General features: G+C 70.2%; 12 protein-coding genes. 5 read left to right on the top strand and 7 right to left on the bottom strand.

Features of this window, described 5'->3' with window-relative positions; translation table 11 throughout:
- Positions 1 to 94: 94 nt before the first annotated feature.
- On the top strand, positions 95 to 1,228 hold the full coding sequence (locus tag ACGFH6_RS12905) for a hypothetical protein (protein ID WP_393383187.1): 1,134 nt from the start codon (positions 95 to 97) through the stop codon (positions 1,226 to 1,228).
- A gap of 2 nt (positions 1,229 to 1,230) precedes the next feature.
- Here ACGFH6_RS12905 and ACGFH6_RS12900 read toward each other — a convergent pair whose 3' ends face one another.
- On the bottom strand, positions 1,231 to 1,725 hold the full coding sequence (locus tag ACGFH6_RS12900; RefSeq protein WP_393383185.1) for a GNAT family N-acetyltransferase: 495 nt from the start codon (positions 1,723 to 1,725) through the stop codon (positions 1,231 to 1,233).
- A 52-nt stretch (positions 1,726 to 1,777) separates the two neighbouring features.
- Here ACGFH6_RS12900 and ACGFH6_RS12895 point away from each other — a divergent pair, with 52 nt between their 5' ends.
- Positions 1,778 to 2,344, top strand: a complete 567-nt coding sequence (locus ACGFH6_RS12895) for a TetR/AcrR family transcriptional regulator (protein ID WP_393383183.1) — start codon at positions 1,778 to 1,780, stop codon at positions 2,342 to 2,344.
- Here ACGFH6_RS12895 and ACGFH6_RS12890 read toward each other — a convergent pair.
- The 5 genes from ACGFH6_RS12890 to ACGFH6_RS12870 all read right to left on the bottom strand — a co-directional run bounded on the left by ACGFH6_RS12890 (position 2,333) and on the right by ACGFH6_RS12870 (position 8,503).
- Complete coding sequence (locus tag ACGFH6_RS12890) at positions 2,333 to 3,769, bottom strand: RNB domain-containing ribonuclease (RefSeq protein WP_393383181.1); 1,437 nt, start codon at positions 3,767 to 3,769, stop codon at positions 2,333 to 2,335. The genes ACGFH6_RS12895 and ACGFH6_RS12890 overlap by 12 nt on opposite strands.
- Positions 3,770 to 3,811: 42 nt before the next feature.
- Positions 3,812 to 4,936 carry a bifunctional RNase H/acid phosphatase gene (locus ACGFH6_RS12885; RefSeq protein WP_393383179.1) on the bottom strand — a complete coding sequence of 375 codons (1,125 nt, stop codon included), beginning with the start codon at positions 4,934 to 4,936 and terminating at the stop codon, positions 3,812 to 3,814.
- Entirely contained in the window at positions 4,933 to 5,646 is a 714-nt protein-coding gene (locus ACGFH6_RS12880; RefSeq protein ID WP_393383177.1) for a zinc ribbon domain-containing protein, read from the bottom strand. The genes ACGFH6_RS12885 and ACGFH6_RS12880 overlap by 4 nt, the downstream gene beginning before the upstream one ends.
- Positions 5,647 to 5,708: 62 nt before the next feature.
- Positions 5,709 to 6,842, bottom strand: a complete 1,134-nt coding sequence (locus tag ACGFH6_RS12875) for a Nif3-like dinuclear metal center hexameric protein (RefSeq protein ID WP_393383176.1) — start codon at positions 6,840 to 6,842, stop codon at positions 5,709 to 5,711.
- 29 nt (positions 6,843 to 6,871) lie between these two features.
- A complete protein-coding gene (locus ACGFH6_RS12870) occupies positions 6,872 to 8,503 on the bottom strand; it encodes a glycoside hydrolase family 13 protein (RefSeq protein ID WP_393383174.1) in 1,632 nt (543 codons plus the stop codon).
- A gap of 112 nt (positions 8,504 to 8,615) precedes the next feature.
- Here ACGFH6_RS12870 and ACGFH6_RS12865 point away from each other — a divergent pair, with 112 nt between their 5' ends.
- On the top strand, positions 8,616 to 9,815 hold the full coding sequence (locus ACGFH6_RS12865) for an ROK family protein (RefSeq protein WP_393383172.1): 1,200 nt from the start codon (positions 8,616 to 8,618) through the stop codon (positions 9,813 to 9,815).
- On the opposite strand, the gene nagZ is transcribed toward ACGFH6_RS12865, so the two are convergent.
- On the bottom strand, positions 9,802 to 11,283 hold the full coding sequence (nagZ, locus tag ACGFH6_RS12860; RefSeq protein WP_393383170.1) for a beta-N-acetylhexosaminidase: 1,482 nt from the start codon (positions 11,281 to 11,283) through the stop codon (positions 9,802 to 9,804). The genes ACGFH6_RS12865 and nagZ overlap by 14 nt on opposite strands.
- A gap of 258 nt (positions 11,284 to 11,541) precedes the next feature.
- On the opposite strand from nagZ, the gene ACGFH6_RS12855 reads away from it, so the two are divergent.
- Together ACGFH6_RS12855 and ACGFH6_RS12850 are read left to right on the top strand one after the other, a co-directional pair.
- Positions 11,542 to 12,468 (top strand): ROK family protein, encoded by a 927-nt coding sequence (locus ACGFH6_RS12855; protein WP_393383168.1) that lies wholly within the window; start codon positions 11,542 to 11,544, stop codon positions 12,466 to 12,468.
- A 346-nt stretch (positions 12,469 to 12,814) separates the two neighbouring features.
- Complete coding sequence (locus tag ACGFH6_RS12850) at positions 12,815 to 13,435, top strand: hypothetical protein (protein WP_393383166.1); 621 nt, start codon at positions 12,815 to 12,817, stop codon at positions 13,433 to 13,435.
- Positions 13,436 to 13,488: the final 53 nt, after the last annotated feature.

The raw sequence follows: 13,488 nt of genomic DNA, 5'->3' as shown, positions 1-13,488 counted from the left end.
CAGCACTGATATCGGTCACGTCGGAGCGGATCTGCGGGGTTCGACACCGTCGTGGTGAGACGCTTGGGGTATGGCGCGCAGAGGGATGCGACGGATGCGCACGGGGATCGTGATCCTCGTGCTGTTCGCCCTGCTCGGCGGCAGCGGGTACGTCGGCTGGGTGCTGGTGAAACGGTCTGAACCGGTGTCCCTGCCCGACCCGACCGGGACCTTCCAGGTCGGTCGCCGCACGTTCGAATGGACCGACACGGTCCGGCGCGATCCGTACGGCGAAGGCCCGCGGAAGCTCTCGGTGTGGCTCTGGTACCCGGTGCTCAAGGGCACCACCGGACGCCACGTGGAGTACGCGCCGGGCCTGTGGAACGGTCTGCACCTGAAGTCACCGATCGCCGTGTTCCAGGGCCCGTTCAACGGCCTGCAGGACCACGCACTGGACCGCGCGAGCATCGCCCCCGGCCGCTTTCCGGTCGTCGTGCTGATGCCGGGCATGGGCCTGTCCGCACCGATGTACGCCAGCCTCGCCGAGGAACTCGCCAGCCACGGCTACCTGGTCGCCGGCGTGACTCCGACGTACAGCGCGAACCTGACCGTCCTCGACGGCCAGACGGTCAAGAGCACCGCAGCCGCCAACCCACCGAATCTGGGCGAGACCTCGAGCGGCGCGCTCGAGGCCGGCGACCACCTCGTCACCACCTGGGCCGCCGACGCCCGCTTCGCCGCCACCACCCTCGGCAAACAGCTGCCGAACAGCGTCGAGACCGGGCTCGGTACGGCGTACGTCGGCCACTCGTTCGGCGGCGCGGCCTCACTGGAGGCGTGCCGGACCGACCAGCGGTGTGGCGCCGCGGTCGACCTGGACGGACTCCAGTTCGGCGAGGTGGTGACGAAGGGCGTGCACGCGCCGATCATGTTGCTCGGCGCGGACGACTCCTGCATCACCAGCGTCTGCGGCCCGGACGCGAAGAACGACGACGGCCGGGACCGTGCCCTGTCATTGCTCAAGGCAAGCACAGGGACGGCGTGGTGCGCGACCATCCCGGGGACGCGGCACTTCAACTTCACCGACTACGGCGCCTACTACCTGGCGCTGCCGCTGCGGAAGTTCCTGCCGCTGGGCAGCGTAGGCCCGCGTCACGCCCTGACCGTGACGAACGGCTACGTCACGACGTTCCTCTCGCATGCCCTCTACCGAGCCCCGGCGCCCGGCGCGCCGACCTGCGCGGACTGAGCTCAGCCCAGGTCCAGCTCGTAGGTCTGGCCAACGAGCTCCAGACCCCAGGAGTCATGCGGCTCGGAGCCGGTGAGGCGGAAGCCGCGGGCCAGGTAGATGTGACGCGCCGCCACCAACGGATCGTTGGTCCACAGCACCATTCGCTTGTAGCCGGCCGCGCGCGCGAAGGCGAGACACGTGTCGACCAGTTCGGTGCCCAGCTTGAGACCGCGGGCGTCCGGCGTGACCAGGAGCAGCCGGAGTTGGGCGGTGGCCTCGTCCGGCCCACGGACACAGAAGATGCTGCCGGCCCGTTCCCCATCCACCTCGGCGATCCACGCGGCCTCGCGATCGTCGTCGTGCTCGCTCGCGTACGCCGCCACGATCCGCGTGATCAGCGCCTCGTACTCCAGACCCCAGCCGTACTCCGCCGCATAGATCTCCGCATGCGCCTGCACCACCCAACCGAGATCTCCCGGCTTGCCCAGCTTCCTGATCGCCTTCGTCCGGCTCATCCAGTCCACCCAATCTACTGACACGACTGTTTCAGTAGGTGATACTAGCTCCGTGCCGTCGACGAAGCCAGCCCCCTCCGCGCGTCAGCAGGAACTGCTGGAGCGCGCCTACGCCTACTCGCTCAGCCACGGCCTGGCCGATCTGTCCCTGCGCCCGCTGGCCACCGCGATCGAGTCCAGCCCGCGGGTGCTGCTGTTCCTGTTCGGCAGCAAGGACGGCCTGATCCGCGCTCTGCTCGCCCGAGCCCGCGTCGACGAACTCGAACTACTCCGCCAGATCGAGGCCAGGTACGACGAACCGCCCGGCCTGACCGTGGTCGCGCGAGAGCTGTGGACGTGGCTGGCCGAGCCCGAGCGCCGTCCGTTGATGAAGTTCTGGGTGGAGGCGTACGGGCGTTCGCTGGTCGCGCCGGACGGCCCGTGGGCGGACTACGGCCGCTCGACCGTCGACGACTGGCTCGACCTGCTCAAGGGGAGCCAGCCCGATCCCGGCAGCCCGGCCGCGGAGGCACGCCGTACCGGCGTACTGGCGATGCTGCGCGGCGCGCTCATCGACCTGCTCGCGACCGAGGACCTGGACCGGACGACAGCGGCCGTCGAGGACTACCTACGGGGCTAGCTCGAACGCGACCGTGCGCTTGGCGATATCGGCCTCGACCAGTTTCACGCGGATCGCCTGACCGAGCGGCAGTGGCGCGGTACCGGTGACGCGGCCTTCGATCGCGACCGTGGAGAGGGCGACGATGCCGCGGGTGGTGTCGCGCTCGTCCACGTCGGTGATCACGCCGTCGAACTCCGTCCCGATCCGGTCGGCCACCAGACCGGCCTCGACCATGCTGACGATCGAGCGTTCGTACGCGTTCGCCCGGCGGTCCGCCTCGTCCATCGTCTTCGGGATCTCGTCCATCGACTCGCGCACCCAGGCCGGCACCTCGGTGCCCGCGGACAGTGCCACACAGATCTCGCCGGTCCACCGGTCCACCAGCCGGCGCAGCGGCGCGGTGACGTGCGCGTACTCCGCCTTCATCGCGGCATGCTCCGGCCGCTCCGGCACGCTCCCCGCGAACGCGGAGTACCCGGCGCCCCGGAACAGCACGGTGCAGGCAGCCAGCATGGCCGCGTGCGCCGGCACCTTCGGCTCCAGCCCATGAATGAACTGCGCGTACGACGTCCCGTCCGGCCAGGTGATCCCGAGCGCTTTGGCGGTGTGCTCGAGCTTGTGGCGCAGGCTGTCGTGCGATTCAGGCAGCGTCCGCAGGATGCCGATCTTGCCCTTCATCATCAGCTCGGCCGCGGCCATCCCGGTGAGCAGCGAGATCTGCGCGTTCCAGCCCTCGACCGGCAGCGGTGCGCGGAACTCCAGACCCCAACCGTGGTTGGAGGTGACGACCTCCTGGTCCGGGATGGGCAGGTTGACTCCGCCGCGCTCGAGCTCACGCTGCTCACGCAGTTTGCCGACCTCGCGAAGCAGTTGCAGCGACTCCGACGCATTGCCGGCGTCGAGGTCCTTCTGCACGCCGGCGTAGTTCAGCTTGGCCCGGGACTTCACCAGCGCGCGCTCGCAGGTGACACCGGTCCCCTCGCCCGTCGCGTCGACCGTGATCGTCCACAGCAGCGCGGGACGCACTCCGTCCGGCAGCAGCGAGGCCGCGCCCTCGGACAGCTCCGGCGGGTGCAGCGGGGTCCGCTTGTCCGGCGCGTAGAGCGTCTCGCCGCGGCGGCGTGCTTCGAGGTCGATCGGGTCGCCGGGCTGGACGAAGGCGGCGACGTCGGCGATCGCGTAGTGGACCGTGTAGCCGTCGCCGGTGCGCTCGATGTGCAGGGCCTGGTCGAGGTCCATCGAGTCCGGCGGGTCGATCGTGACGAACTCGAGGTCGGTCCGGTCCAGCTCGGGCAGCCGCGGGTTCTTCGCCGCGTGCAGTGCCGCCGCGACCACCTCGTCCGGGAACTCCGCCGGCACCTCGAGCTCACGCCGGATGTCCTGCAGCGACGCCCGGAACACCTCGGGCACGTCCTCGGCAAAGTGAACCCTCTGAAGCGGCACGTGAGCCCTCCGTCCTTCTCAGCGCACGACGTGTGCGTGGGGTCAGACTAACGAGGGTTGCACATTGAAGGAGCGGAGTGAGGCGAGCCCGTCGGCGTACCAGTGGATCTCGGTAATGGTCGCGGGGCGCAACTCCATCCGGAACACCGACGCCATCGGTGCCTGCAGCACCGACCGGACCATCAGTTTGATCGGCGTGACATGGGTGACGACGACAACGGTCTTGCCCGGGTAGCGGCTCAGCAACCCGTCCCGCGCCGACCGGGCCCGGCGCGCGCACGCGTCGAACGACTCGCCACCGGGCGGCGCGACGCTGGTCGAGCCCAGCCACGCGTTCATCGCGTCCGGCCACTTCTGCTGCACCTCGGCGAACGTGTGCCCGTCCCAGTCGCCGAACGAGCACTCCACCCAGCCGTTGTCCACCGCCGGTTCGAGGCCGAGCTTGCCGGCGACCGCTTCGGCCGTCTGCCGCGCCCGCACCATCGGCGACGTCACGAGCGCGTCGACACCACCGATCCGGGACAGGTACTCGGCGGCCGCCTGGGCCTGCGCCCGGCCGGTGTCACTGAGCGCGGGGTCGTCGCCCCCGGATCCCGAGAACCGCTTCTCGACGGTGTGCGGCGTCTCGCCGTGCCGCAGGAAGATGAGCTGCGTCGGTGGCTCGGCCTGCGGACCCCAACCCTGCAAGGCCTTCTGGAGATCCGACGGTTCCTTGACTGCCGCCGGACCGGGTCCGCCGGCCTCCGGCTTCAGCGGGATCGGTACGCCGTCCAGCGCGTTGTTCGCCAGCGCGTCGGCGGCGGAGTTCTGGGCCCGCGGCACCCAGGTCCACTCGGTCCCGAACGGCGCCAGGCCTTGCGCCTTGATCGCCAGCGGCTGCAGGTCCGGGTGCTTGACCTTCCACCGGCCGGCCATCTGCTCGATCACCAGCTTGGAGTCCATCCGCACCTCGATCGAGGCGTCCGGCGCGTACTCCGCGGCCAGCTGGAGCCCCGCGATCAGTCCGGAGTACTCGGCGACGTTGTTGGTCGCGATCCCCAGCGTCTTGCCGTCCTGCGCGATCACCTCGCCGGTCGCCGGGTCGCGGACCAGCGCGCCGTACGCGGCCGGTCCCGGGTTGCCGCGCGAGCCACCGTCGGCTTCGACAATGACGTGCTGGTAACTCATACGCTGCTCTCCGCGGTCCGGACCAGGATCCGTCCGCACTCCTCACAGCGCAGTACGGCGTCCGCCGGGGCGGTCTTGATGCGGTTCAGGTCGGACGGCGCCAGCTCCATCCGGCAGCCCATGCAGCGCTTGCCGACCAGCGGCGCGGCGCCGATCCCGCCGTTGTGCTCGCGGAGCCGCTGGTACTGCGTGATCAGGGCATCCGGAAGCTCGGCCGCCACCCCGGCCCGCTTGTCGCCGAGCCCGGCACGCTGCTCGTCGAGCTCCTTCAGCGCGGCGTCGCGGCTGGTCTCCAGCTCTGACTGCCGGCCGGCGAACGCCTCGGCGCGGGTGCGCAGATCGAGCTGGACCGCCTCGGCGGCCTCCAGCTTCTCCATCACCTCGAGCTCGGCGTCCTCCAGGTCGGAGATCCGGCGGTCCAGCGACCCGATCTCGTGCTGCAGGTTCTCCAGGTCCTTGGCCGACGTGACCTGACCGGAGTCCAGCCGCTGCTGGTTGCGGGCCTTGCGCTGCCGCACCTGGTCGACGTCGCTGTCGGCCTTCTTCTGCTCGCGCTGCAGGTCGCTGACCTCGGTGTCGGCGGTGACCAGGTCGCGGTCGACCACGGACTTCTCCGCGGTCAGGTCGGCAAGGGCCTGGTGCTCGGGCAGCGATTTGCGCTTGTGCGCGACCTGATCCAGCTGCAGGTCGAGATCCTGCAGGTCCAGCAACCGGCGTTGGACGGCGGGCTCGGCGTTCAGAGTCGGCTCCTTCAGTTGTGTTTCAGCTGCACTCAGAACCGCAGGGTCCAGGCGTCCGTGCAGAGCGTCGAGATGTGAGTGTCCACGGTACTGCCTTGTGCTGCCAACCCTTCGAGGAGGAGTCGTTCGGCGTCCCCCAGCCAGGGCCACTCGCTGGCCCAGTGCGCGACATCGACCAGCGCCGGGCCTTCGTCGTACGCCTGTGCCTCGGTCGCGGGGTGATGCCGGAGGTCGGCGGTCACGTACGCGTCGACGCCGGCAGCCCGGACTCGCTCGAACTCCGAGTCCCCCGCTCCCCCGACGACGGCGACCGTCTCGATCGTCCGCTCCGGGTCCCCCGACACCCGGATGCCGTGCTCGGTGCGCGGGAGGTGATCGGCGACCAGCCGGGCGAAGTCCCTCAGTGGCAGTGGTGCCGAGAGCGCGCCGACGCGGCCGCCACCGCGCTCGCTCGGTAGTGCTGCCAGCTCGTAGATGTCGAAGGCCGGCTCCTCGTAGGAGTGCGCTGCCTTCAGCGCCTCGACGACAGCCCGCCGCTTGTGTCGCGGCAGAATCAGCTCGAGCCGGTTCTCCGGCACGACCTCGATGTCGCCGACCTGCCCGATCGTGGGGTTCGCGCCTTCGAGCGGGCGGAAGGTTCCTTCGCCGGTGCCACTCCACGCGGCGCGCTCGTAGTCGCCGATCTGGCCGGCGCCCGCCTTCGCCAGCGCGTCGAGCATGGTCTGCGTCTCGTCGACCGGCACGAACACGACCAGCTTGTCCATCGGGTCGGACGGCATCGCCTTGAGCGGACGCGTGTCCTGTAGGCCCAGGGCCGCGGCCAGTGCGTCGCTCACGCCCGGGTTCGCGTTGTCCGCGTTGGTGTGGCAGACATGCAGCGCCGTACCGCTCCGGATCAGGTCGTGCACGACCCGGCCCTTCGGCGTCGTCGCCGCCACGCTGTTCACGCCGCGCAACAGCAGCGGGTGGTGCGTGATGAGGAGATCGAAGTCGCCCGCGATCGCCTCGTCCACCACCACCCGCATCGGGTCGACGGCGAACAGGATCCGTCGTACCTGCTGTTCCGGATCGCCGGTCACCAGACCGACCGCGTCCCAGGACTCCGCCCAGGCAGGGTTGTAGAGCCGATCGAGTACGGCGATCACGTCAGCAAGCGTCGGAGTCACGGCCCCATCCTGCCGCACCGTACGCCGTACTAGATCAGCCAGGCAGTCGTGTCACTCGGGAGCTTGTCGCCCTCCAGTGGGCCGCTGGACAGGACCACCGCGGCGTCCGGCAGCTCGACCGGCGCGGCACCGAAGTTGGTGATCGACTGCCAGCCGCCGGGACGGGTGAAGTGGAGGACCCAGTCGGTGCCGTCGACCCAGGTCAGCGAGTTGCCCGTCTGCAGTCCCCGGCGTACTGCGAGGGCCTTGCGGTAGAGGCTCAGCGTCGAACTGACGTCGCCCTCCTGCGCCTCGACGGAGTACCCACCGAACCACTTCGGCTGCAGCAGGTGCGACCCACCCGAGCCGAAGCCGAACGACAGCCCACCGACGGTCCACGGGATCGGCACCCGGCACCCGTCACGGCCCTTCTCCGCACCCTTGGAGCGGAAGTACGCCGGGTCCTGCAGGTTCGCCGCCGGCAGCTCGCCGACCTCCTGCAGCCCGAGCTCCTCCCCCTGATACAGGTACGCCGATCCCGGCAGCGCCAGCATCAGCAGCACCGCGGCGCGGGCCCGGCGCAAGCCCAGCTCCACGTCGACGGTCGGCTCGGTACCGTTGCTCAGCAGCCAGGCCTTGCCGTCCTGCCACAGCCCGGACGGGTCCTTCGGCAGGCCGTAGCGGGTCGCGTGCCGGACGACGTCGTGGTTCGAGAACACCCAGGTCGAGGACGAGCCGTTCTGGTCGGCCAGTGCGAGGTTCTCCTCGATCACCTGGCGGAACTTGTCGTACTCCCAGTCGGCCTGCAGCAGGTCGAAGTTGAAGGCCTGCCCGAGCCCGTCAGCACTCGCGTACCGCGCGCGGCGCGACGCCGGGACGAACGCCTCGGCCACGGCGGACCGGGGCGGGTCGTACTCGTTCAGGACCTGCCGCCACTCGCGGTAGATGTCATGCACGCCGTCGCGGTCCCACAGCGGGTGCAGACCGTACGACTCTGACACTCGAGGCAGCGTGGCCTGCGACGGCATCGGCTCCGACAGGTCCTTCATCAGCGCGTGCGCGACGTCCACCCGGAAGCCGTCGACACCACGGTCCGACCAGAACCTCAGCGTCTGGAGGAAGTCCGCCCGAACCTCCGGGTGCTTCCAGTTCAGATCGGGTTGCTCGGCCGCGAACATGTGCAGGTACCACTGGCCGTCGTCGGTCCGCGCCCAGGCGGAGCCGCCGAACACCGAATCCCAGTCCGACGGAGGCTGGTCGCCGTCGCCCTCCCGGAAGATGTACCGCTCCCGGGCCGGCGAGCCCTTCGGCGCGGCCAGCGCCTCGGTGAACCAGGCATGCCGGTCCGAGGTGTGGTTCGGCACGATGTCGACGATCAGCTTGATGTTCACCGCGTGCAGCGCGTCGACCAGTTGGTCGAAGTCCGCCAGGGTGCCGAGCCGCGGGTCCACGGCGCGGTAGTCGTCGACGTCGTACCCGCCGTCGGCCAGCGCGGACGGGTAGAACGGGCTCAGCCAGACCGCGTCGATGCCGAGGGTCTCGAGGTACGGCACGCGGCTGACGATGCCCTGCAGGTCGCCGAGACCGTCGCCGTCGGAGTCGGCGAAGCTCCGCGGATAGATCTGGTAGACGACCGCCTGCCGCCACCAGTCGGCATCGTTCGTCAACTGCTTGCTCGTCATCAGCGCCTCACTGAAGTCGTCTGCAGAGTGTTGTCACTGGTTAATATAGAGTCTAAATTTAGATCCTGCAGTATTCTGCGCCGGGATGTTCGAGCTGGTCAAGGGGCTTTGAATGGCAGTGACTCAAGCCACGGCGACGCCGCCGCTGTTGCGCCGCGTGAACGCGGGCAAGCTGCTCGGCGTGCTCTCGAACGCGGGGGTGATGACGGGAACCGGTCTGATCCAGGCCACCGGCCTGACCCGGGCGACCGTGCACGCGGTCTGCAACGACCTCATCTCGATGGGCTGGGTGGTCGAGCTCGACCCCGGCCGCGACGACACCGCCGTGGGCCGGCCGTCACGGCGGTTCGAGTTCAACAGCCGGGGCGGGTACGTGCTCGGGATCGACATCGGCGACGCCAAGACCACGGTGCTGCTCGCGGACCTGCGCGGCGAGACGGTCGCCAAGGCGGGTCGCTCGGTGTCCGCCGTGAAGACGCCGGGCGAGCGGACCGAGATCGTGCACGAGACGATCGTCGAAGCCCTGGCGAGCGCGGGAGTCTGCGACACCCACGTGCTCGCTGCGGGAGTCGGAGTCGCGGCGCCGGTCGACCGCGACGGGAACATCCTGGTCGACGACGAGTTCTGGCGGCGGTTCGACGCCGGCCTGGCGAAGCGGCTGACGGAGTTGCACGGCTGGCCGGTGCTGCTCGAGAACGACGCCAACCTCGCCGCGCTGGCCGAACAGTGGCGCGGCGAAGGGCGGGACGTCGACGACCTCGCCGTACTGCTCGCCGGTGAGCGGTTCGGCTCCGGCCTGATGGATTCGGGCCGGCTGCTGCACGGCAGCCGTGGTGGCGCGGGCGAGATGGTCTACCTCAAGCTCGTCGAGGGCGTCGGCGACACCCACGGCATCGCCCGGATCGCGCGCGATCGGGGCGCCGCGGCGGTCGCCGACCCGGCCGTCGACACCGTACTGCGGACGCTCGGCGGCGACGGCCCGATCACCGCGGAACAGGTCTTCACCGCCGCCGGCTCCGGCGATGAAGTTGCCCTGGGCATCCTTCAGCACGTGGCCGGCCGGACTGCCCGGGTGGTGGCGACGCTCGGGATCCTGTTCAACCCCGAGCTCGTCGTCCTCGGCGGCGCGGTCGCCCAGGCCGCCGCGGCGTTGCTGCCCGACATCGAGCGGCACCTGGCCGGCTTCACCAGTACGCCGCCTCGCGTCGCCGTCTCGTCCCTCGGCGACGCGATCGTCTCCGTCGGCGCCGTCCGCCACGCCCTCAACTACGTCGAACAACACGCCCTGGATCTGAACCTCAAGCCTGCGTGAGCGCCTTCGCGACTGCTTCCAGGACGATGACATTGCGGCCTGAGGTGGTGGCGGAGCGGATGCCTGCGGGGACGAGTGCGCGGTCCTCGGGGATGCCGGTGCAGAGCACGAAGACGTCGTCCTGGTGTCCTTCCACCAAGTGGGTCAGCGCATCGCGCATCCACGGCGTACGCCCGGCATCCTGGACGGCGATGACGAGCGGACGGCCCGCGGCGGCCGCGGCCGCCGTCTTGATCGCGTCGCCGGCCGGCGAGTCGGCGTCGGTGAGCCGGTGCTCGCCCCGGAGTACGACGCCGTCCGAGCCCGGCGCGACACGGCCGAAGACCTCGGGAAGCCCACTGAAATAAGGATTCCAGGCCGGATGGAGCCCCTGCGTCAGATCAACGACGTACGGCGCGGAGCCGAGTACCGGGATGTTCTGGCCGGCCACCACGCGGGCCGCGACCTCGCGGATCGGGGCACCGTCGAGACCGGGCTGCCGAGTGCGCTGGGCCAGACTTGCCGCCAGCGCACGGCTCCGGGCGGCCGCGTCGGCGACGCGCCCGGCGTCCAGCGTTCCGTTGCCAATGGCATCGACCACGCGGGCGGTCAGCGCTCGCGGGTCCGCGGAGCCGACGGCGATCATGGCCAGGTCGGCGCCGGCGCCGATCGACGCGACCGCGGCGTCCTCGATCGACCGGGTCCTGGTGATCGCCTGCATCTCCAGTGCGTCGGTGGTGATCACGCCGGTGAACCCGAGTTCCTCCCGCAGCAGGCCGGTCAGCAGTCGGCGCGACAGGGTGGCCGGCTGGTCGTCGTACGCGGAGAAGACGATGTGGGCGCTCATCACCACGTCGGCGCCGGCCGCGATCGTCGCCCGGAACGGCGCGAGCTCGACGGCGTTGACCTCCTCGATCGAGCGGTCGACGCTGGGCAGGCCGACGTGGGAGTCGACCGCGACGTCGCCGTGGCCCGGGAAGTGCTTCGGGCAGGCGGCGATGCCGGCCTCGTGGACGCCCTCGACGAAAGCGACGCCGTGCCGGGAGACCACATCAGCCGTCGTGCCGAACGAGCGGGTGGAGATGATCGGGTTCGCCGGGTTGCTGTTCACGTCGACCGACGGCGCCAGCATCAGGTCGATGCCGAGGCTCGCCAGCGTCGCCGCGGCGTCCCGGGCGGATGCACGGGTCAGGTCGACGTCGTCGAGATCGCCGAGCAGGCGCGGTGAGGCCAGCGGCCAGGGGTTGGCCGGCGCGAGGTGGCTGAACTCGCCGCCCTCGTGATCGATCGCGATGATCAGGTCGGGCCGCTCGGCCCGCAGCGACGCGGTCAGGGCGGCCACCTGGTCGGCGCCCTCGACGTTGCGGGTGAACAGGATGACGCCGCCGAGACCGGCGGCGACCGCGCGGCGCAACTCGTCGGGGGCGGTGGTCCCGCTGAAGCCGACGATCAGCGCGCCGGCAGCATCACGATCCAGTTGATCACTCATCCCCCTACCCTCTCCTCCGCGAGGTCCGCGCCGCCACCCCTGGCCGCCGGAGCCCGGCCGCTGCCGTCACGGACAGCTAATAATTGGCGCCTTCTCGGCGGTCTAGGGCGATCGTTGTCAGGCTATGTCAAGGCATTCACCCGGCGTCTTCCTGCGGGTTTGAGGGGATTCCTGCAATTGACCCCTGTCTGTCCGGGCCGACTACGGATAACGTTGTCTCCCGACCTGACCACCTGCATCGGCACTGACGGGGGGACCATGAGTGACGAACCAATGAAGCAGGACACCGTCCTGGGCATCGACATCGGCGGCACGAAGATGGCCGCCGCACTCGTGTCCGCGGACGGTGAGATCATCATCGAGGACCGGATTCCGACTCCGTCAGGCGACGCGGACGTGGTGTTCGCGGCGCTCGGCGAGCTGATCGAGAGGGTTCGCGGTGACGCGACGCCGGTCGCGGTCGGGATCGGTTCGGCCGGGCCACTGGACCAGGCCCACGGGCTGGTGTCACCGGTCAACATCACCGGCTGGCGGAACTTCCCGCTGGTCGAGCGGGTCCGGGAGCTGGTCGGCGACGTACCCGTGACGCTCGGGGTCGACGGGCACTGCTTCGCACTGGGTGAGTTCTGGACGGGCGCCGGACGCGACGCCGACACACTCCTGGGGATCGTCGTGTCGACCGGTGTCGGCGGCGGACTGGTTGTCGACGGCAAGCCTGTCATCGGCCAGTCGGGCAACGCCGCGCACATCGGTCACGTGGTCGTGGACCTGGACGGTGAGGCGTGCGCGTGCGGGTCGTACGGCTGCGTGGAGGCGTACGCGAGCGGTCCGCGGATGGTTGCCCGGGCCAAGCGTCGCGGCTGGCGGATCGAGGAGGACGCGGATGCCGCCGTACTCGCCGTCGACGCGGCCGCCGGGGACGAGCTCGCGCTGGCCGCGTTCGACGACGGGGCTCAGGCGCTGGCGGCGGGGATCGTCGCGACGGCGGTGACGGTCGATCTGACCACGGTGGTCATCGGGGGCGGGGTGTCGAAGGCGGGGCCGGTGCTGTTCGACCCGGTGCAGGCCTGGGTGAAGCGGCTGGCGCAGCTCCCGTTCATCACCGACCTGGCGGTCGAGCCCGCCCAACTCGACAACGCCGGCCTCCTCGGTGCCGCACATCAGGCCTGGGCCGCCGTCGGCTGACCGCCGTACCCCTCTCCCGCGTTACGCACACATCTACACGCGCGGAACAGGGTCTCATGCGCACCTTTGCGCAGTTTTAACCCAATTGCCCGAATCTGTGTAACGACTGGGCCGTCCCACGCGATGCAACGGATGGATGGGGTGGGGGCACGTCATCCAAGACTGGTCAGGGGGGCCTGGACCGGTCGGCAACGGTTGGTCGATGGGGGGCCAGGGCCAGCCGAACGCGTGAGCGGCGGAGAGGAGACTCTCCGCCGCCCTCGCGAACAGCACGGCGTCAGGTCAGGTCAGCAACGCCCGCCAGCGTTGTCCAGGGCAACGCTCGACCAGAGAGACTCGGTCCCCGATGGACGTCGCGGTACTCCTGCTCTTCGCTCTCTTCTTCACCGCGCTGTTGGTCCGGACCACTTCCAGGTACGACGTCCTGCGGGCAACTGTCGGACGGCCGCGACTGTTCCAGGTCGCCGCTGTCCTGGCCGCCGCTGTCACTGTGCCGGTCGACGTGTACGCGATCGTGTACGGCACGGTCGGTCCGGGGGCCGTGGCGCTCGAGGACGTCGCCGGACGCTTGCTACTGATGAACGTCGCCGCCGCGTGCGGCGTCGCTGCCCTGCACGGCTCGCTGCGCGGACGGGCCCTCGCCGGCCCGGGGACCGCCGCAGCCGTGGCAGGGTCGGCTCCATCCATCGGGGCGCGGGCCGACGACGGCCACGCGCTCCGGATGGGTGTGCTCGGCTGGTCCGGACCACTGATCGCTCTGATCGTGGTCACCGCCGTGGTGGCGGTCGGGTCCGGCGGAGACGGTACGGGTTCCGGTGGGAACGGAACCGGTGCCGGCAGCGTCGGACCGACGACCGGAAGCGTCGGGTCCGCGCTGGCGGTCTACTCCCTGCTCGTCTGCGCGATCAGTGCCTCATCGCTGTTCCGCCGCCGGGCGAGGAGTGCGATCGATCCTCAGGAGGGATGAGGATCGTCGCGGGTTCTGCACCGCGGACGGAGGCCGGTGGCTGCGGGAGGGCT

The organism is Kribbella sp. NPDC049227, assembly GCF_043197265.1.
GTDB lineage: Bacteria > Actinomycetota > Actinomycetes > Propionibacteriales > Kribbellaceae > Kribbella.
The sequence above is the reverse complement of the archived record's forward strand: the minus strand, read 5'-3'. Positions and strand labels throughout refer to the sequence as shown.